The sequence below is a fragment of the Clostridium chrysemydis genome (assembly GCF_015234215.1).
In the GTDB taxonomy this organism is placed as follows: domain Bacteria; phylum Bacillota; class Clostridia; order Clostridiales; family Clostridiaceae; genus Clostridium; species Clostridium chrysemydis.
In genome coordinates, this window is sequence record NZ_JADEKP010000001.1 from 720894 (window position 1) to 742076 (window position 21183).

The following is a 21183-nucleotide window of genomic DNA, read 5'->3' on the forward strand; positions in this document are numbered from 1 at the left end:
TTTAATTATTTTGATTATGGACATAAAATATAGGCTTTATTCAGTCAATCAGATTAAAATACCAACAAAGAAGCAAAACAATGTTGTAGTGAAATTAAAATTTTTATAAAAATATATACGCAGCTATCATGGAATAAATAGGAAAATAGAGTACAAGAAAAATACATAATTTACAATATGACGAATATACTTAAATGAAATATAAAAAATAATTCGCTTATATACGAATAATAAACCAAAATATGTTTTTAATATTGACTATTTTAAAACGGAGTGGTAATCTTTAACTAACAAATGAAATTTAATAAAAAAATAAAAATGTTCGTGTATAATTGGGATTTGGAGGGTTAAAATGATTAATAATAAAATTATATTCGTGGAAAAAAAGAGTGGCTTTGATGTCCAAGGAAAGATTTTATTAAAGGATTTTAAGGAAAACTTAAATATTTTAAACTTAGAGAGGGTTCGTGTAGTAAATAAATATATAATTTCTAATTTAGAAGAAGAATATTTTAATAAGGCATTATATACTATATTTTCAGAAAAACCTGTAGACAATTTATATTTAGATGAGATTTCCATAGAAGAAGGAGAAATAGCTTTTTCAGTGGAATATCTACCAGGTCAATACGATATGAGAAAAGATTCAGCTGAAGAGTGCCTTATGTTATTAACTGGGAAACATGACGGAAAGGTAAAATCAGAAAGAGTTTTAATTCTAAAAGGAAATTTAAATCAAAAAGAAATAGAAAAAATAAAGAATTATTATATAAATCCAGTAGACTCTAGAGAAACTGATATTTATAGTAATGATATTAATGAAACATATAAAAATCCAGAAGAGGTAGAAATACTAAATGGATTTACTTCTTTAAGTAAAGAAGATCTTGAAAAATTTCACAAGGAATTTGGGCTTTGCATGAGCTTAAATGACCTATCTATGATAAAAGACTACTTTGAAAATGATGAAAAAAGAGACCCTAGTATAACTGAGATAAAAGTTATAGATACTTATTGGTCAGATCATTGTAGGCATACAACATTTGAAACATCTATAAAAGAAATCCAAATAGAAGAAAATAAATTTAATGATCCTGTAAAAAAAGCATATGAAGCATATTTAAAATCAAGAGAATTTGTATATGGAAAAGAAACTTCAAAAGAAGTAAAGCTTATGGATATAGCTTGTATTGTTACAAAGGAGCTTCTTAAAAAAGGTGAAGTTAAGGACTTAGATATCTCAGAAGAGATAAACGCTTGTTCTATAAATGTGGATGTAAAAACAGATAAAGGAATTAAAGAATATCTTTTAATGTTTAAAAACGAAACTCACAATCACCCTACAGAAATAGAACCATTTGGAGGCGCAGCTACTTGTCTTGGAGGAGCTATAAGAGATCCTTTATCTGGAAGAGCTTATGTTTATGGCGCTATGAGAGTTACAGGTTCAGGTGATCCTACAGCTAAGGTTTCAACTACATTAAAAGGAAAACTTCCTCAAAGAACTATTACTATAGATGCAGCTAAGGGCTATAGCTCTTATGGTAATCAAATAGGACTTGCAACAGGACAAGTTGATGAAGTTTACCATGATAATTATGTTGCTAAAAGGATGGAAGTTGGAGCTGTTATTGCAGCTGTACCTAAAGAAAATGTAGTAAGAGAAGAGCCAACTAAAGGGGACGTAGTTATCCTTCTTGGAGGTAGAACTGGAAGAGACGGGGTAGGTGGTGCTACTGGTTCTTCAAAAGAACATACAGTGGATTCAATAAATGAATGCGGAGCAGAAGTTCAAAAAGGAAATCCTGTTGTAGAGAGAAAAATTCAAAGGTTATTTAGGAATAAAGAAGCAAGCAGACTTATTAAAAGATGTAATGACTTTGGAGCTGGAGGCGTATCTGTTGCAATAGGCGAGTTAAGTAGAGGGTTAGATATTTATTTAGATAAAGTTCCTAAAAAGTATGAAGGATTAGATGGAACTGAACTTGCGGTTTCTGAATCACAAGAGCGTATGGCAGTTGTAGTTAGAGCAGAAGATGCTAAAAGGTTTATAGAACTTTCAAGAGAAGAAAACTTAGAGGCAGTTATAGTTTCTGATATCACAAATACAGATAGGCTTAAAATGATTTGGAAAGATAAAGAAATAGTTAATATAAAAAGAGAGTTTTTAGATACTAATGGATATAGAGAAGAGATTGATATAAAGGTAGCTTCTCCTAAAGAATATCCTTTTAAAGTACAAAATGTAAATGTTAAAGAAAAATGGCTTGAAGTTATTAAAGATTTAAATTGCTGTAGTAAGAAAGGCTTAATAGAAAGATTTGACTCAACTATAGGAGGAAATACTGTATTAATGCCTGTAGGAGGATTATATCAAAAGACTCCAGCAGAAGGGTTAGCTTTTAAAATACCAGTAATGGATTCTGAAAGCAAAAGTGCATCACTTATGACATATGGTTTTAATCCAGCACTTGGAGTTTGGAGCCCATTCCATATGGCTTATTATTCAGTAATAGAATCAGTTACTAAAATAGTAGCTATGGGAGGAGATTATAAAAAGATAAGATTATCTCTTCAAGAATATTTTGAAAAACTAGGAAATGATAAAGAAAGATGGGGAAAACCATTTAGTGCGCTACTTGGTGCATACAAAGCTCAAATAGATTTTAACATTCCAGCTATAGGAGGGAAAGATTCTATGAGCGGAAGCTTTGGAGAGATTGATGTTCCTCCAAGTTTAGTGTCATTTGCAGTAACTACAGAGGATTCAGAAAGAATAATATCACCAGAATTTAAAAGGGTGGATTCAAAAATAGTTTTATTAAAAACAGATAAAAATCCAGATATGACAATAGATATAGAAAAGCTTAAAGAAAACTTTAATAAGGTTTATAAACTAATTGGAGAAAAGAAAATAATATCTGCATATTCACTTAAAAGTGGGGGAGTAGCTGAAGGTATTACAAAGATGTGTTTTGGGAATAAAATCGGTGCAAATCTATTTAATTTAAGCACGTCAGAGCTTTTTGATTTAGATTATGGAACTATGATTTTAGAAATTCCAAAGGATATAAATATAGAAGATGAGTTAAATGGATTAAATCATAAAATCATCGGTGAAACTATTGGAAATGCAGTTATTATATCAAAATCATTTGATATATATTTTAAGCTTCATAGTTTAGAAGAGATACATGAAGAAAAACTTCAAAATGTATTTAAAGCAAAACTTCCAAAATGTGGAGAAAAGATAAAAGAAAAGCTTATAGATAGAGAAATGATTAAATATAGTAAAGAGCCAATTGAAAATCCACTTGTTGTAATTCCAGTTTTCCCTGGGACAAACTGTGAGTATGATTCTAAAAAAGCATTTTTAAGAGCAGGTGCAAAGGTTTCTGAAGTTTTAATTAGAAATACAGATAAAGAATCTTTAGAAGAATCTATAGAAACTTTAAGAGAAGAAATATCAAAAGCTCAGATAATTATGCTTCCTGGAGGATTTTCAGCAGGGGATGAGCCAGATGGTTCTGCAAAATTTATAGCTACTGTATTTAGAAATGAAAAAATAAAAAATGCAGTAAATGATTTATTAGAAAATAGAGAAGGGTTAGTACTTGGAATATGTAACGGCTTCCAAGCACTTATAAAATTAGGACTTGTACCTTATGGAAAAATAATAGATTTAGAAGAAGAAATGCTTACTTTAACTTATAACGATATAAATAGGCATATGTCTACTATGGTAAGAACAAAGGTAACATCAAATCTTTCACCTTGGTTTAAGAGAGTAAATTTAGGAGATATTCACACAGTTCCTATTTCTCACGGCGAAGGTAAGATTGTAGGTAGTAAGGAATTAATAGAAAAATTAATTGATTCAGGTCAAATTGCAACTCAGTATGTTGATCTAAATGGTGAAATATCTATGGATATGCCGTTTAACCCAAATGGATCTTTATACGGAATTGAAGGTATGACTTCCTTTGATGGTAGAGTGCTTGGAAAGATGGCTCACTCAGAAAGAACAGGGGAAGATTTATACAAAAACATTTATGGAAACTTTGATCAAAGTATTTTTAAATCAGGTGTAGATTATTTTAGAAAAAGATAGATTTAAGGAGAGTGTTTTATGAAAGTCGCAATATTTTTTGGAAGTAAATCAGATATAGAAGTGATGAGAGGGGCTGCAAATGCTTTAAAGGAATTTAATATAGATTATAAAGCTTATATACTATCTGCACATAGAGTTCCTGAAAAGTTAGAAGAAACTTTAGAAGAAATCGAAAAAGAAGGTTTTGAAGTTATTATTGCAGGTGCTGGACTTGCAGCGCACCTTCCAGGAGTTATAGCATCAAAAACTGTTTTACCTGTAATTGGAGTTCCAGTTAAAGCTCAAATAGAAGGATTAGATGCTTTATTATCTATAGTTCAAATGCCAAAATCTATACCAGTTGCAACTGTTGGAATAAATAATAGTTATAACGCTGGTATGCTGGCTGTTCAAATTCTTAGCATTAAATATCCAGAGATAAAAGAAAAGTTAATAAACTTTAGAATAAATATGAAAAAGAAATTTATTGAAGAAAATGGAGAGGGAGTTGAATTATAATGGAAAATTTAGAAATGTTATATGAGGGAAAAGCAAAAAAAATATTCAAAACAGAAAAACCAAACGAGGTAATAGTACATTATAAAGACGATGCAACTGCATTTAATGGAGAAAAGAAAGCACAAATCGGAAACAAAGGTGTTTTAAATAATGCAATAACTTCAATGATCTTTGAGATGCTTGAAAAAGAAGGAGTTAAAACTCATTTTATAAAAAAATTAAACGATAGAGACCAGCTTTGCAAAAAGGTAGAGATAGTTCCTTTAGAAGTTATAGTTAGAAATGTTGCAGCTGGAAGTATGGCAAAGAGGTTAGGAATAGAAGAAGGATTTAAATTAAAAACTACTGTTTTTGAATTATCATATAAAGATGACGAACTAGGAGACCCTTTAATAAATGACTACCACGCAGTAGCTATAGGGGCAACAACTTTTGAAGAACTAGATGAAATTTATAGTATGACAGCTAAAATAAATGACGTTTTAAAAGAATTTTTTAGTAAACAAAACATAGATTTAATAGATTTTAAAATCGAGTTTGGAAGAGATGAAGAGGGAAGAGTTCTTTTAGCTGATGAGATTTCACCAGACACTTGCAGATTCTGGGATAAGACAACTAAAGAAAAATTAGATAAAGATAGATTTAGAAGAGATATGGGAAATGTAGAAGAAGCTTATAAAGAAATATTAAGTAGAATATCGAATAAATAATTTAAAGTGAGGGGAATGGTCAAATGATGGATACATCTTTAATGTTAGTGGACCCACAAAACGATAAGTTTAAAGATGAATGTGGAGTATTTGGGATTTATGCAACTAAACCTATAGATGTAGCATCTGTAACTTACTATGGTCTTTATGCGCTTCAGCATAGAGGCCAAGAAAGTACAGGTATTGCAGTAAGTAACGGTGAAGATATAAATGTTCATAAGGGGCTTGGAATAATTACAGAAGCTTTTGATAAAGAAAGTTTAGATAGATTAAGAGGGTTTAATGGGAATATTTCAATAGGTCATGTAAGGTATTCAACTGCAGGTTCTAAAACTATTGAAAACTCACAGCCTTTAGTTAGTACATCAAAGCTTGGAAAAATAGCAACAGCCCACAACGGCAATCTAGTTAATGGAGATGTAATACGTGAATTATTAGAAGACGCGGGGCATGCCTTCCATACATCGGTAGATTCAGAAGTTATAACAAGCCTTATTGCAAGAGGAGCTAAAAAGGGACTTAAAAAATCAGTAGTAGATGCAGTTTCAACTGTAAGAGGATCTTTTGCAATTGTTATTATGAGTGAAAATAAACTTATAGGAGTTAGAGACCCACACGGAATTAGACCTTTATGTATAGGTAAAATTGAAGAAGGATATATCCTAGCTTCAGAAAGCTGCGCTATAGATTCAATTGGTGGGGAATTTATAAGGGACGTAAAGGCTGGAGAGATAGTTGTTATAGATGAAAAGGGAATTGAGTCTATAAAGTATTCTGAAAATACAACTTGTCAAACTTGTTCATTTGAATATATATATTTTGCAAGACCAGATTCTTTTATGGATGGCTTTTCTGTAGAAGAAACTAGAAAAATCCAAGGTAAAATGTTATTTGAAGAACACCCTATAGAAGCTGATATAGTAATTGCAGTTCCAGACTCAGGAATTCCAGCTGCTATGGGCTACTCTAAAGCATCAGGAATTCCTTATGAAGTAGGGTTTGTTAAAAACAGATATGTTGGAAGAACATTTATATCTCCTTCTCAAAAATTAAGAGAGAGAGCTGTTGCTGTAAAATTAAACCCACTTAAAAGTAACGTTAAAGATAAAAGAGTAATTATGATAGATGATTCTATAGTAAGAGGAACTACATCAAAGCATTTAATAGAATCACTTAGAAGAGCAGGAGCTAAAGAGGTTCACTTTTTAGTTGCATCACCTATTGTTAAATTCCCTTGTTACTTTGGAATAGACACACCTTATAGAAGTGAGCTTATAGGGGCTAATAAAAGCTTAGAAGAAATAAGAGAAGAGATAGGGTGCGATAGTTTAGGGTATCTAAGTTTAAATGGAGTTTATAGTAGTTTAGGTGGTAAAAAGGATTTTTGTGTAGGTTGCTTTAACGGAGTATATCCAGTTTCAGCCCCTATGGAAGATTTAGAAGATAATCTTGAAAGGTAGTGATTTTGTTTTGTTAACTTATAAAGATTCAGGTGTAAATATAGAAGAAGGATATAGGTCAGTTAAACTTATACAAGAATATGCAAAAAAAACTATGAGTGAATATGTATTAAATGGACTAGGTTCATTTGCTGGTATGGTTGAACTTCCAGAGGGATATAAAAAACCAGTATTAGTTTCAGGAACAGATGGAGTTGGAACTAAGCTTGAAATAGCTTGTAAAAAAGAAAAGTATGATACAGTCGGGGTAGATTGCGTTGCTATGTGCGTAAATGATATCTTATGTCATGGTGCAAAACCTTTATTTTTCTTAGACTATATAGCTTGTGGAAAGTTAGACTCTAGGGTTTCAGCTGATTTAGTTAAAGGTGTATCTGACGGCTGCATAGAATCAGATTGTTCACTTATAGGTGGAGAAACTGCTGAAATGCCAGGGTTTTATAAAGAAGGAGATTATGATATTGCAGGTTTTGCAGTAGGAATAGTTGATAAAGATAAGATTATTACTGGAAAAGATATAAAAGAAGGAGACAAGCTTATAGGATTAAAATCTTCAGGGATTCATTCAAATGGTTTTTCTCTTGTTAGAAAATTATTTAAAGATTTAGATATGGAGTATAAGGGAGAAGCTGTATATAAAACTTTATTAACTCCAACAAAAATATATGTAAAACCAATCCTTAAGATATTAGAAAAATTCAAGATTAATGGAATGGCTCATATTACTGGTGGTGGTTTTTATGAAAATATTCCAAGGATGTTTAAAGAAGATAACTTAACTGCTGTAGTTTTAAAAGATAGCTATGAAGTTCCAGAGATATTTAATAAATTAGTAGAACTTGGTGCAAATAAAGAAGATATGTATAACACATTTAATATGGGAATAGGATTTGTTTTATGTGTAGACAAAGAAATATCAAATGATGTTTTAAATGAATTAATAAATTTAGGTGAAGAGGCATTTGAAATAGGGTATGTGACTTGTGGAGGTGAAGGTGTTTGTTTAGAATAGCAGTTTTAGCTTCAGGAAGTGGATCAAACCTTCAATCTATAATAGATGAAATAGAAAATAATAATTTAGACTGTGAAATAGAAGTTGTAATTGGAAGTAAAGAAGGAATATACGCTTTAAGTAGAGCTAGAAAACATGGCATAGATGCAGAAGTTATAAAAGATTCAGATGAAATATTAAAAAGGCTTAAAGGAAAGGTTGATTTAATAGTTTTAGCTGGCTATTTATCAATACTTAAAGGAGAAATATTAGAAGTATTTAAAGATAAAATAATTAATATTCATCCATCTTTAATACCTGCCTTTTGTGGAAGTAAGATGTACGGATTAAAGGTTCATGAAGCTGCTATAAATAAGGGGGTTAAATATACTGGGTGTACAGTTCATTTTGTAAATAATGAAGTAGATGGTGGCGCTATTATTATGCAAGATGTAGTTCCAGTTTATTTTAATGATACTAAAGAGATTCTTCAAAAAAGGGTATTGATTAGAGAACATAAATTATTACCTCAAGCTATTAAATATATTAGTGAGAACAAGGTTAAAATTATTGATAATAAAGTTTTGATAAAAGAAGACTAGGAGGATATGTATAGATGAAAAAGAGAGCATTAATTAGTGTTTATGATAAAGAGGGAGTTTTAGATTTAGCAAAGTTTTTAGAAAGTAAGGATGTAGAAATTATATCAACTGGAGGAACTTTTAAATACCTTAAAGAAAATGGCGTTTCAGTTACTGAAGTAAACAGTATAACAGATTTCCCTGAAATGCTAGATGGTAGAGTTAAAACGCTTCACCCATTTATACATGCTGGTATTTTAGCAATAAGAGATAATAAAGAACATATGGAAACAATAAAAAATCATAATATTAATACTATAGATTACGTTGTAGTTAACCTTTACCCATTTTTCTTAAAGGTACGCGAGGATTTAAGCTTTGATGAAAAGGTTGAATTTATAGATATAGGCGGACCTACTATGCTAAGAGCTGCTGCTAAGAATTTTAAAGATGTAGTAGTTTTATCTGATATTTCTGATTATAAAAGGGTTATTAAAGAGATTGATGAATCAAATGATGTATCTTTAGGATTAAGAAAAGAGCTAGCTGGAAAGGTATTTAATTTGATGAGTGCATATGATGCTGCAATTTCAAACTTCTTATTAGAAGATATAGATAATCCAAAATATTTATCAGTATCTTATGAAAAAGCAGAAGATTTAAGATATGGAGAAAATCCACACCAAAGGGCAACTTATTATAAATCTCTTGAACATTCTGGAAGTATGAATAGTTTTGAAGTATTAAATGGAAAAGCATTATCTTATAACAACTTAAAAGATGTTGATATAGCTTGGAAAGTTTGTAATGAATTTAAAGAGCCAGCTTGTTGCGCTCTTAAACATAATACTCCTTGTGGAGTTGCAGTTGGAGAAAATGATTTTGAAGTATATAAAAAGGCTCACGACGCTGATCCTACTTCTATATTTGGTGGAATAGTTGCATTAAATAGAAAAGTAACTAAAGAAACTGCAAGTGAAATGAGTAAAATTTTCTTAGAAGTTATTATAGCACCAGAATATGATGATGATGCTTTAGAAATCTTAAAAGCTAAAAAGAATTTAAGAGTTTTAAAGTGTAATGTAATGCCAAGTTCTAAAAAATATATGGTTTCAATAGATGGAGGAATATTAGTTCAAGATGAAGATACAAAATCTTTAGAAGAATTAAATGTAGTTACAGAAAACAAGCCTTCAGAACAAGAATTAAAAGATATGATATTTGGAATGAAGGTAGTAAAATACGTAAAATCTAATGCTATAGTTGCTGTTAAAGACGGTGTTGCTGTAGGAATTGGAGGCGGACAAGTTAATAGGATTTGGGCAACTAGTGAAGCTTTAGAAAGAGGAAAAGGTGCTACTATCTTAGCATCAGATGCATTCTTCCCATTTAGAGATTGTGTAGATGAGGCTAATAAGTCTGGAATTAAAGGGATAATTCAACCTGGTGGTTCTATAAGAGATGAAGAATCTATAAAAGCTTGTAACGAACACGGTATATCTATGGTATTTACTGGTGTAAGGCATTTTAAACATTAAAAAGGTGGTATGTATTTATGAGAATACTTTTAATAGGGTCTGGCGGAAGAGAGCACGCTATCTCTAGGAAGTTATCTAAAAGTGATAGGGTTTCTAAAATTTTTGTTGCACCAGGTAATGGTGGAACAGAGAGAGAAAGAAAATGTGAAAATATAAATATTACTGATATAGATAAACTTTTAGATTTTGCAAAAAAAGAAAAGATAGATTTAACTATAGTTGGGCCTGAAGAGCCTCTTATAAAAGGAATAGTTAATAAGTTTAAGAAAGAAAACTTAAAAATATTTGGACCTGATAAAGCTTCAGCTATGCTTGAAGGAAGTAAGAGCTTTTCTAAAGATTTTATGAAAAAATATGATGTGAAAACTGCAGGTTATGAAGTTTTTTATGATTACGAAAAGGCAAAAGAATATTTAGAAATTTCAAAGTACCCTCTTGTTATAAAGGCTGACGGGCTAGCAGCTGGTAAGGGAGTAGTAATTGCTAAAGATAAAGATGAAGCAATAGATACTTTAAAGGAATTTATGTTAGAGGATATTTTTAAAGGGGCCGGGAAAAAGATAGTAATTGAAGAATTTTTAGAAGGAATAGAAGCATCTATTTTATCTATTTGCGATGGAAAAACTATTCTTCCATTTCTATCAGCAAAAGATCATAAGCAAATCTACGATGATAATAAAGGACCAAATACAGGGGGGATGGGTGTAGTTGCTCCAAATCCTTATGTTACAGATGAAGTTTTAGAAGATTTTAAGAAAAATATTATGGATAAAACTTTAAAAGGAATAAAAGAAGAAGGTTTTGATTTTAAAGGAATAATATTTTTTGGAATAATGATAACTAAAGAAGGAGTAAAACTTTTAGAATATAATGTAAGGATGGGGGACCCTGAAACTCAATCTATATTATATTTAATGGAAAATGACTTCTTAGATGTAATTTTAAAAGCTTTAGATGAAGATTTAGAAAATGTTAAGTTATCTTGGAAAAAAGGATATGCTTTAAATGTTGTTTTATCAGCTAAGGGTTACCCTAAAAAGCCTAGAAAAGGCGATAAAATAACTATAAAGAAAGAGTCTAGAGAAAATATCTTTATAGCTGGTGCGAATTTAGAGGGAGAGACTCTAAAAACATCAGGAGGAAGGGTTTTATCAGTAGTAGGAATAGGCGAAACATTAGAAAAAGCTAGAGAAAATGTATATAATCTAGTTAAAGATGTTGACTTTGATGGGGCTTATTATAGAAAAGATATAGGAAAAGCAAAATAAATATAGATTAAATTTAAAAGAGGCTTAAAAATAGTATTTTAGGCTTCTTTTTATGTATATATGAAATTTTTGAATTTTGAGGAGTAATTTATAAAAGGGATTCAAAATATAAATATAGTGATATTAGTTAAGAGAATTCATCCATTTTTTAGTAATAGGCCTTAGTTTTATGATATAAATAATATATTAAAAAAAACTACACCATTGTTACGAAATATTATTGGTACAAGGGATTTTCGCTATATAGGGTTAAATTTTTGATGTTTTGGACAAGTAAAAATATTAAGACATGCTATATAGAATTAATTTAGATAGACAAGTAGTTACGCTAAGGACAAGCTATCTAAACATACTTATATTAGGATTAAAGTAAAAGTAAAACTAAAGTACTTTTACACAAAAAATAGAGCTTATTAAATTAGATAAAATAGTATGTTTTTCATAAGATCCTTCGTAAATATAAACAAACCAATTTAAATAAACTTGCAGATACTTTGTAGCAACACTTCTAAATTTTCTAAACCATCTTCTTAAATTTAGTATAAAATCAGAACAGTTATTAAGTAAAATTTCACTTTCTTGCCTAGAAATTTTTAATTCTTTCTTTTTATGAAGAGAATAATTTAACTTCTTTGATACAATGTAAGAAAATCTATCTTTTCCTGGTAAAAAGTAAGTATTAAATACTGGGTTGAACTCATATAATAAATTCTCTATAGATTCTTTTGTAGGGCTCATAGAATCAAAGGATATCTTAGCTAGAGAATAATTGTTTTTGTTAATGGTTGTGGCTACGAATATGTTTTTTCTTTTAGAAATAGTGCAAACTGGAGGAGTCTTTTGCCCTTTAAAGCTTTCTAAAAACTTAGTATGTCTCATAGCTGTAATTATGTGAGTTCTTCTAGAGTCTGTGTAAGTTTCAATATGTTTGAGAATTTTATGTCTCCACCTAAAAGATGTCTCGATACATATGTTTAATCTACCTGCGCAATCTCTTATAGTAGCACCAGATAACATAAGACGAGTATATTTCTCCCAAAGATCAACACTCTTTCTAGTATTATGCCAGATGAGTCCAGTTCCTTCGTTAAAAGTCTTAAGACAATCCTTGCATTGATACCTTTGGACATTCCTGTATTTACCGTATTTAATAAAATGTTTTGAACTGCAATGGGGACAATCAGATGTATGTACCATAAAATCACCTCGAAAATTTTGAAATTTTTTAATTATTTTGATTATGGACATAAAATATAGGCTTTATTCAGTCAATCAGATTAAAATACCAACAAAGAAGCAAAACAATGTTGTAGTGGAAGTGAGAATTTATAAAAAATGTTCAGAAGGTATGGTGTTGGAATAAATAGGAAGTCGATATAGGGAAAATTATATCAATTCCAATTTTTATAGTTAACTAAAGGCTTATAGAATTATTTTATTTAAACACAATTAACTTATTTTTGAATAGACTAATATTAGGAGTTATAAATTAAAAAGAGGTGAAATTTTGGATAGATTATCTCGTATTTTTAAAGAAGCATCTCTTAGAGCAGTTATATACTCTAAAAAAAATTTAGACTTAAGATTAGATTTCTCAGAAGAAAGCTTATTTTTAGTAGATGAGATATTAGAAATGTTTCATAAAGCTAAAAATGAAAGCCATCTAAATAGTGACAATATTATAGATATTTCTATGATGTTTGGCGGATATCTAGGAGAAGTAATAAGTAAAAATATTGGTGGAGAATGGGAAGAAAGTGAATTAAAAGAAATATTTATTGATATAAATGGATTTAAAGTTTTACCTATAAATATTATATATAAGAGAGTAAACTTTGGAGAAAAGGCGACTGTTATTGGTTGGTATGAAAAATTCAAGAAAAAAATATGATTTTCAAATGCAGAAATACAAAAACTTATTTCTGCATTTTTTTATTTTAAAGTGTTTGATTATTCAGAATATTTAGTATATAATGTTTTTATACTAAAGATGATGTTTAAGAATGAAGGTTCTTAGGCATTTTTTTTATATATTTTTAACCTATGAATTAAACGTTTTTAGTAAGCATATGATGATAAATGTAAAAGATTTCTACGGATAGATAAAGTTTTAATGGCAAGAATAATTTTTAGAATGATTTTGGAGGGATAAAGATGGATTACAATTCAATACCAAACTTAGATAGCTATGTAGCTAAATATATGGATGAAAATGGATGCAACTTTGAAGAGGCTTGTGCAGCACTTGAGATCGACCAAAACCAAGTTTTTTCTAGAAGAGGCGTAGAAGAATTCGAATAAAATGAAAAAGCAGTTTAAAAGCTGCTTTTTTATTTTTATAAACTTTGATAAATTTTGCTTATAGATATATAATAGAAGTTAATTAAGATAAGATAAAGAAAGAGGTAATATTATGAAGATAAACAGAAACGATGACTGTTGGTGTGGAAGTGGGAAAAAATATAAAAAGTGTCATATGTCATTTGATGAAAAGTATGAAGAAATGAAAAGACAAGGTCATATGATGTTACCTAGAACTGTTGTTAAAAATGAAGAGCAAATTAAAGGGATAAAAGAAAGTGCAAAAATAAACACTGAAGTGTTAGATTTAATTTCTGAAAAAATTCATGAAGGAATGAGCACAGAAGAAATTAACACTTTAGTTCACGAATATACTGTAAGTAAAGGTGCAATTCCAGCTCCTTTAAATTATGGAGGTTTCCCAAAGAGCCTTTGTACTTCAATAAACGAAGAAGTATGTCACGGAATTCCAGATTCTAAAATAAAATTAAAATCAGGAGATATTATAAACACTGATGTTTCTACTATATTAAATGGTTATTTTTCAGATGCATCAAGAATGTTTATGATAGGTGAAGTTTCAGAAGAAGCGAAAAGATTAGTTGAAGTTTCAAGGGAATGTTTAATTAAAGGGATTGAAGCTGTTAAACCTTGGGGATTCTTTGGAGATATAGGAGCTGCAGTTCAAGAACACGCTGAAAAGAACGGTTTTTCTGTAGTTAGAGACTTTGGAGGGCACGGACTTGGAATTCAATTCCATGAAGATCCTTTTGTAGCACACGTTGGTGAAAAAGGAACAGGACCTGTAATAATGCCGGGTATGGTATTTACTATAGAACCTATGATCAATCAAGGCGGGTACGAAGTATTTGTAGATGCAGACAATGATTGGACTGCAATTACAGAAGATTATTCACTTTCAGCTCAGTGGGAACACACACTTTTAGTAACGGAAGACGGAATAGAGATATTAACTTATTAGTTTTTTTATAAAGCATAGTTTTTACTATGCTTTATTTTTTTGCAATTTAATAAAATAAGTAAGAAATTTAATTATAAATTTAATAGAAATAATATTTACTCTGAATAATTTTGATAAAAAAGTAAATCAAGGTTCATTAAAGTTACTTAAAATGAAACAATATTAATTAAATATAAATAATGTAAAATAAAGGACGAATTTATTTAAAGAGGAATTTGGTTGGTATATACTTGATTATAGTAATATTGCAAGAAATGGTGATTATATGGAAAGAAAGAAAAGACTTGGAGATATATTGGTAGATCTTGGTTACATTAAAGAAGAAGATGTACAAGAAGCTATAAAAATTCAAAAATTAACAGGAAAAAGGCTTGGCGAAATATTTGTTGAAAGTGGGCTTATAACAGAAGAAAACTTACTAAATATTTTAGAAGTTCAACTTGGAATTCCAAGGCTAGATTTAGAGTCAACAGAAGTTGATATGAATGCAGTAAGTACAATAGGTGAAGCATTAGCTAGGAGGTATACCCTTATTCCTATATGTTTTAGTAAGGGGAAATTAACAGTTGCTATGGCAGACCCTTTAAATATATTTGCAGAAGAAGATGTATCTCTTTCTTCAGGATATGAATTAAATATTGGGATTGCATCTAAAGATGAGATAATTACAGCTATTTCAAAGTATTATTCAAGAGAATATATGGATAAAGCTGCTAAAGAGATGAAAACGGCAGAAGAAAATAAGAAGAATGAACAAAGTTCTATTATTAAGGATGAAAATAATTCGCCAGCTGTAAAACTTATAGATAGTATTATTGAAAACGCTGTAAGAAATAAAGTTAGTGATATTCACATAGAGCCTCAAAAAGATAAGGTTATTATAAGGTATAGGATTGACGGAAGACTTAGGAAGCAATTTGAAGCACCGAAGGAACCTTTTAATTCTATGATTACAAGAATTAAGATTTTAGGCGGAATGGATATATCAGAAAAAAGACTACCTCAAGATGGAAAGATAATAACAAATATAGAAGGAAAAGAAATAGACTTAAGGCTTTCTATTTTACCTTCTATTACAGGAGAAAATCTTGTAATTAGAATACTTGATAAGAGTGCATTTTCTTTTTCGAAAGAGGACTTAGGATTTACAAAGAGGGGACTAGAAACTGTAAATAAAATATTAGATAAACCTTATGGGATGCTTTTAGTTACAGGGCCTACAGGAAGTGGTAAAACTTCAACACTTTATTCAATATTAAAGGATATAAATAACGAAGAAAACAACGTAATTACTATAGAAGACCCTGTTGAATACAGTATGGATGAAATAGTCCAAGTAAATGTAAATAATAAAGCAGGTCTAACCTTTGCAAGTGGTCTTAGAAGTATTTTAAGGCAAGACCCCGATGTGATTATGGTTGGAGAAATAAGAGACGAAGAAACTGCAACTATGGCAATTAGAGCTGCAATTACAGGACATAGCGTACTAAGTACACTTCATACAAATGATGCGCCTTCTGCAATTATTAGGCTACTAGATATGAATATACCAGCATATTTAATAGCATCATCCTTAACAGGAGTTATAGCACAAAGGTTAGTTAGAACATTATGTCCATCTTGCAAAGAAGAATATAATGCCTCTAAAACAGATAGAGAGGCACTTGGGATTAAAGATTCTGAAGAACTAAAACTTTATAAGCCTGTAGGTTGTCCTAAATGTAATGGGGTAGGCTATAAGGGAAGGAAGGCTATCTTTGAAATAATGGATATTACAGACAATATAAGGGATATGATATCTAACAAAAACAGCATTATAGAGATAAGAAAAGAAGCAAAAAATTCTGGAATGGATACATTATTTGAATCAGCAAAAGAGGATGTATTAAAAGGAATTACAAGTGTAGAAGAACTTATGAGAGTAACTCTTATAAAAGAATAAAGGAGAATAGATAAAAATGCCTTTATATACTTATGAAGCAGCAAATATTAATGGAAATGTTATTAAGGGGAAACTAAGTGCTGATAATGAAGAAGATTTAATGAGAACTTTAAGAAAGAAAGGGTTCTTCTTAAAAGAATGCAGTGAAGCTTCTGGAAAACTTGATTTAGACTTAGCGATGTTTAAAAAAATTCCAGAAAAAGATTTATCAGTATTTTGTAGAGAAATATATTTTTCACTATCTTCTGGGATTTCAATAATGGAAGCTTTGAAGATAGTAAAAGACCAGCTTGAAAATAAAAAGTTAAGATGGGTAACTGAAAGAGTTTATGAAGACGTTGAAGGGGGAAGCCTTTTATCAGACGCATTTAAAAAAACTAATGAGATGCCAGACCTTTTTATTTATATGATAGAAGTCGGCGAAACTACAGGAAGTTTAGATGAAATTATGAACGAGCTTTCAGATTATTATGACAAGCAATACAAACAAGGAAGAAAGATAGCTAACGCATTAATTTATCCAAAGTTTTTGATAATTTTTTCTTTAGTTATAGTATCAATTTTAGTAGCTTATGTTGTTCCGATTTTTGTAAATAACCTTTTAAGTGCAAACGGAGAATTACCTATTCCAACTAAAATAGTAATTACTTTAAGCAATGTAATTAAAAATTATGGGATATATATTTTAGGAATAATAATTCTAATTGCAATATTAAAAAAGGTTTTTATAAATAAAAGCTCAGCATATAAGCTACTAAGAGATAAGTTTATTGTTAAATCAAAGTTTGTTGGAAAAATTTCAATGCAGATAATGACAGCAAGGTTTGCAAGGACTTTTTCTATTTTGTATGGAGGAGGGATAAGCGTAATTAGTGCCTTAGATATAACATCTAATGTAATTGGTAATGTTTATTTAAAGGACAAGCTTTTAGATGCAAAAAAATTAATAAATAATGGTTCAACAATAGGAGATGCACTAGATTCAGAAAGATGTTTTCCAAGTATGCTAATTCAATCTATAAAGGTTGGAGAAGAGTCAGGAAGCATTGATAAAATCTTAAAAAAAGCATCAGACTTTTACGATTCTGAAGCGAATTTTGCTTTAGAGAGAATTACAGCGTTAATCGAGCCAACTATGATAATAATCTTAGCAGGCGTCGTTGGATTTATAGTTTTATCGCTTATACTTCCAATGTTCTCAATGTATGACGCTATAAACTAGATATTAAGGATTTTTAACCTTAACATAAATAAAAACAATTAGGAGGAATTAAAATGAATACACTTAAAAAGAGAAAGAAAAAAGGATTTACATTAATTGAACTTATAGCAGTAGTTGCAATACTTGCAATACTAGCAGCAGTTGCAGTTCCAAGAGTTATAGAATATGTAAATAAATCAAAAAGAGTAGCTGTCCAAACTACAGCTTCAACAATATATAACGCAGCAGAGGCAGCTTATAATGATGGAACTTTAGATGCTGTAAAAGGAACAGGAGCTGAAAAGGAAAAAGCTTTTGAGGCTGCTAACGTTAATACAGTAATAACAGAATTAAAAAATGATAAGTTACTAAATAATGTTGATACAAGTAAATTAGGAACTTTAGCAAATGATACAATGCAAAAATTACAAGATGTAGTAGATGCTGACCAATCTAGAATTCAAGTAGACAGCCAAGGAGTATATCAAGGCTTAGAAGTGGCTACAACAAGTAAAACTACTCCTAGTACTAATAATGCAGGCAAATAAAATCTCATAAAATTTAATAAGGCTGTCTTTTAGGCAGCCTTTTTATAGGGGGAGAAATTTATGAAAAAAAAGAAAGGTTTTACTCTTATAGAACTTATAGCTGTAGTTGCAATACTTGCAATACTAGCAGCAGTTGCAGTTCCAAAGGTAATTACATATGTAACTAAATCTAAAGAAGTAGCGGTTAAAACAAATTGTAAAATTATTTATGACGCAACACAAGCTGCATATAATGATGGAAAGTTAAGCGACCTTATAGATCCGATAAAAAAACAATTAGAATCTCAAGACAAAGATAGAAAATATACCGATTGGGTTGCATTACAATATGTAAATTCAGAAAAAATTTTAGATTTACTAATCAAGGATAAGTTAATTAAACCAGATAACGATATAGAAAATCTCACTAAAAGATTAGGAAGCTTTGGAAGAATAGAGGCAGTTGTACAAGCACCTGCTGAACTTATTAAAGTAGATTCAGATGGAATTATAACAGAAAAATCAAGTGATGATGTTTATAAGTACTGGCAGGATTATATGAGTTAGGAGAATTAGAAAATGATAATTATTATGGCTTTAATATTTATATTAGGAATAGTGTTTGGGAGTTTCTTTAATGTTTGTATTTATAGAATACCAAGAGAGGAAAGCATAACGTATCCTGCATCACATTGCACAAATTGTGGCAGAGTATTAAAGCCATATGAATTAGTACCGATTTTAAGTTATATTTTCCAAGGGGGAAAGTGTAGAGGGTGCAAGGAAAAGATAAGTCCTATATATCCGTTTGTGGAACTTTTAACTGGAATAGTATATTTAATTATATTTTTAAGGTTTGGATTTTCTGTAGAGAGTTTAAAATATATTTTTCTTTGTTCTATATTAATTATTTCTTCGATGATTGATATAAACACTATGGAAGTATACTTTAAAGTCTCTATGGCAGGCTTTGTTGGGGGGATAATATTTAGCGTTTTAGATATTTTAAAGGGATCTGATTTAAAGGTTAAGGTTTTATCTATTTTAATACCTCTTTTAATTATGGGATTAGTTTATATAGTATCTAAAAAGTATGATGGGTTTGGACTAGGTGATTTAGAAGTTTATTTATTTTCTGCTCTTTATTTAAGTCCGAAACTTATATTACTTAGTATTTTTCTTTCAATAATATATGGTGGAGTTTTAGCAATTATTTTAATGCTTTTAGGGAAGAGAAAAATGCATATTCCTTTCGTACCATTTATAGCCTTTGGGGTTTTTACTGCAATTATTTTTGGAAATCAAATTATACAGCTTTACTTAAACTTAATACTATAGAGGAGGGGCAAAATGATTAAGCTAGGAAACGAATCGAGCATAGTTTTATGCTTGAAGGATGATTTTATAGATATAATAGTCGGAAATACTAGAAAAATTAAATTAAAAGACACTATACCTTTAGAAAAAGGCTTGTGCGAAGACGGAATCATATTAGATACTTTAAAAATTTCAGATATTTTACTTAAATATTTTGGAGAACACGATATAAAAGAAAAGGAGATTTCTTTTGTTGTTTTTGGAAGCGATGTTGTATCAAGATATCTAGAGATTCCAAAGATGAAAAATTTATCTCTTAGAAAAACTGTTGAATTTGAATTAAAGGAACTTCTTGTAAATGAAGAAGATTATTATATAGATTATGAAGTAATTAATGAAAAAAAAGTTGAAAAAACTAAGGTATTAGATGTTCTAGTAGCAGCTTGTACTAAAGCAAAGATAGATAAGATGATTGAACTTTCTAATATGTTATCTAAAAAGGTAGCAGCTATTGATATTTTAACAAATACTATAAATAAGGTTATTCAAAAGAGTAATTTAAACTTAGAAGAAGAGACTATAGCTACATTTTATTTTGGATACACTTTTTGTAATGTATCTATAACTGATAAGGGAATCTTTAAATTAGATAGAAATATTCCTTTTGGTTTTAAAAACATAATTAAAGATATTCAAAAATATAGAGAAGAGGCGGGGATTGATAGTAAGGAAAATTTAGAGTTTTACAGTAGGGACTTAAGGATAGAAGGAAATAATGTAGATATACTTTTTAAGATGTATCCAAAGCTTGAAGAGACTTTCAATCAATTTCTATCTATAGTAAATAAAACTATAAAGTTTTATAGTTCTGGTAAGGGTGAGAAAGTAGTAAACAAAATGGTTATTTTTTCAACTCTTGATTTAAGTGAATCTGAAATAAAATATATTAGCCGTTATTTTGATATAGAAACTCTTTTAGTTAGAAATCCTAGCGATATAGGAATAAAGATAAAAAATTCTGATAATAAATATGGAAGATTTATGCCTTTATATGGATTATTTTTAAAAAGACATAAAAATAAAAAAAGATTAAACCTAAACCCAAAAGTTATTGAAGAAAGTTTAAAAGATAAAGAAAGTAGGAATCTTTTAGTTATATATATTGCAGTTATATTAGTTTTAATAATTAATGCAGGAACACTTTATTTTGATAATGTATCTTTACGAGATGAGAGCAGTAATTTAAAAGAACAAATCTCTAATTTGAAAGAGCAAAGCGAAGGATTTACAGAAATAAAAGATCAGATAGATAGTAAAAAGCAATTTATAGATAAAGTTTCAGCTCTTGAAAGTAAATTTGATTTTAAAGATTATATAGGTAATATTTCAAAATATGTTCCGCAAGGTATAACTGTGGAGTCAGCAACTTATAATAAAGCACTTATAACTTTAAATGGATACGCAAAAACAAAAGAAGATGTAGCTGTATTTTTAGCAAATTTACAAATGAGTAAAGAGTATAAAAACGCTGAGGTTTTATCTATAAATACTGTGGAAGAAACAGAAAATTCAGAAGTTAAAGCACCAGAAGATTCAGAAAAAATTAAAGAAAAAGATAATAGCAAAGATAAAGAAGAAAGTAAGGATAAAAAAGATGACTCTACTAAAAAAGAAGAAGTTAAAAAAGCTATAAAAGAAGCAAGTGCACCAAAGACTATAGAAAAAATAGAATTTATCATTAATATAAAGGAGTAGG

Annotated in this window: 18 protein-coding genes; 17 read left to right on the forward strand and 1 reads right to left on the reverse strand. The window is 29.6% G+C overall.

The window, feature by feature from the left end:
• Positions 1-352: 352 nt before the first annotated feature.
• The 8 genes from INR60_RS03540 to purD are packed head-to-tail and all read left to right on the forward strand — an operon-like array spanning position 353 to position 11157.
• A complete protein-coding gene (locus INR60_RS03540; protein WP_194190093.1) occupies positions 353-4111 on the forward strand; it encodes a phosphoribosylformylglycinamidine synthase in 3759 nt (1252 codons plus the stop codon).
• Positions 4112-4129: 18 nt separating this feature from the next.
• Positions 4130-4609, forward strand: coding sequence for a 5-(carboxyamino)imidazole ribonucleotide mutase (gene purE / locus INR60_RS03545; protein WP_194190094.1), 480 nt, complete (start codon positions 4130-4132; stop codon positions 4607-4609).
• The gene (purC, locus tag INR60_RS03550; RefSeq protein ID WP_194190095.1) at positions 4609-5319 is read left to right on the forward strand and encodes a phosphoribosylaminoimidazolesuccinocarboxamide synthase; all 711 of its coding nucleotides are present in this window, start codon (positions 4609-4611) and stop codon (positions 5317-5319) included. Before purE ends, purC begins: the two co-directional genes overlap by 1 nt.
• 23 nt (positions 5320-5342) lie before the next feature.
• Positions 5343-6779: an amidophosphoribosyltransferase gene (gene purF, locus INR60_RS03555; protein WP_194190096.1), complete on the forward strand. Its 1437-nt coding sequence runs from the start codon at positions 5343-5345 to the stop codon at positions 6777-6779.
• Between the two features lie 10 nt (positions 6780-6789).
• The gene (purM, locus tag INR60_RS03560) at positions 6790-7791 is read left to right on the forward strand and encodes a phosphoribosylformylglycinamidine cyclo-ligase (RefSeq protein WP_194190964.1); all 1002 of its coding nucleotides are present in this window, start codon (positions 6790-6792) and stop codon (positions 7789-7791) included.
• Positions 7779-8372, forward strand: a complete 594-nt coding sequence (gene purN, locus INR60_RS03565) for a phosphoribosylglycinamide formyltransferase (RefSeq protein WP_194190097.1) — start codon at positions 7779-7781, stop codon at positions 8370-8372. Before purM ends, purN begins: the two co-directional genes overlap by 13 nt.
• Positions 8373-8386: 14 nt before the next feature.
• A complete protein-coding gene (gene purH, locus INR60_RS03570) occupies positions 8387-9889 on the forward strand; it encodes a bifunctional phosphoribosylaminoimidazolecarboxamide formyltransferase/IMP cyclohydrolase (protein ID WP_194190098.1) in 1503 nt (500 codons plus the stop codon).
• 17 nt (positions 9890-9906) lie between these two features.
• On the forward strand, positions 9907-11157 hold the full coding sequence (purD, locus tag INR60_RS03575; protein WP_194190099.1) for a phosphoribosylamine--glycine ligase: 1251 nt from the start codon (positions 9907-9909) through the stop codon (positions 11155-11157).
• A 381-nt stretch (positions 11158-11538) separates the two neighbouring features.
• On the opposite strand, the gene INR60_RS03580 is transcribed toward purD, so the two are convergent.
• Positions 11539-12354 carry an IS1/IS1595 family N-terminal zinc-binding domain-containing protein gene (locus tag INR60_RS03580; protein WP_194190100.1) on the reverse strand — a complete coding sequence of 272 codons (816 nt, stop codon included), beginning with the start codon at positions 12352-12354 and terminating at the stop codon, positions 11539-11541.
• A 310-nt stretch (positions 12355-12664) separates the two neighbouring features.
• Here INR60_RS03580 and INR60_RS03585 point away from each other — a divergent pair, with 310 nt between their 5' ends.
• The 9 genes from INR60_RS03585 (at position 12665) to pilM (ending at position 21182) form a co-directional block, all read left to right on the forward strand.
• The gene (locus INR60_RS03585) at positions 12665-13048 is read left to right on the forward strand and encodes a hypothetical protein (RefSeq protein ID WP_194190101.1); all 384 of its coding nucleotides are present in this window, start codon (positions 12665-12667) and stop codon (positions 13046-13048) included.
• 263 nt (positions 13049-13311) lie between these two features.
• Positions 13312-13458, forward strand: coding sequence for a hypothetical protein (locus INR60_RS03590; protein ID WP_194190102.1), 147 nt, complete (start codon positions 13312-13314; stop codon positions 13456-13458).
• Between the two features lie 112 nt (positions 13459-13570).
• A complete protein-coding gene (locus INR60_RS03595) occupies positions 13571-14440 on the forward strand; it encodes a methionyl aminopeptidase (RefSeq protein WP_194190103.1) in 870 nt (289 codons plus the stop codon).
• Between the two features lie 265 nt (positions 14441-14705).
• A complete protein-coding gene (locus INR60_RS03600; protein WP_194190104.1) occupies positions 14706-16382 on the forward strand; it encodes a GspE/PulE family protein in 1677 nt (558 codons plus the stop codon).
• Between the two features lie 16 nt (positions 16383-16398).
• Positions 16399-17604 carry a type II secretion system F family protein gene (locus INR60_RS03605; protein ID WP_194190105.1) on the forward strand — a complete coding sequence of 402 codons (1206 nt, stop codon included), beginning with the start codon at positions 16399-16401 and terminating at the stop codon, positions 17602-17604.
• Positions 17605-17657: 53 nt separating this feature from the next.
• Positions 17658-18131 (forward strand): prepilin-type N-terminal cleavage/methylation domain-containing protein, encoded by a 474-nt coding sequence (locus INR60_RS03610; protein WP_194190106.1) that lies wholly within the window; start codon positions 17658-17660, stop codon positions 18129-18131.
• Positions 18132-18191: 60 nt separating this feature from the next.
• Positions 18192-18677, forward strand: coding sequence for a prepilin-type N-terminal cleavage/methylation domain-containing protein (locus tag INR60_RS17495; protein ID WP_194190107.1), 486 nt, complete (start codon positions 18192-18194; stop codon positions 18675-18677).
• Between the two features lie 12 nt (positions 18678-18689).
• Entirely contained in the window at positions 18690-19448 is a 759-nt protein-coding gene (locus INR60_RS03620) for a prepilin peptidase (protein ID WP_194190108.1), read from the forward strand.
• A gap of 12 nt (positions 19449-19460) precedes the next feature.
• Positions 19461-21182 (forward strand): pilus assembly protein PilM, encoded by a 1722-nt coding sequence (pilM, locus tag INR60_RS03625; protein ID WP_194190109.1) that lies wholly within the window; start codon positions 19461-19463, stop codon positions 21180-21182.
• Position 21183 lies beyond the last annotated feature (1 nt).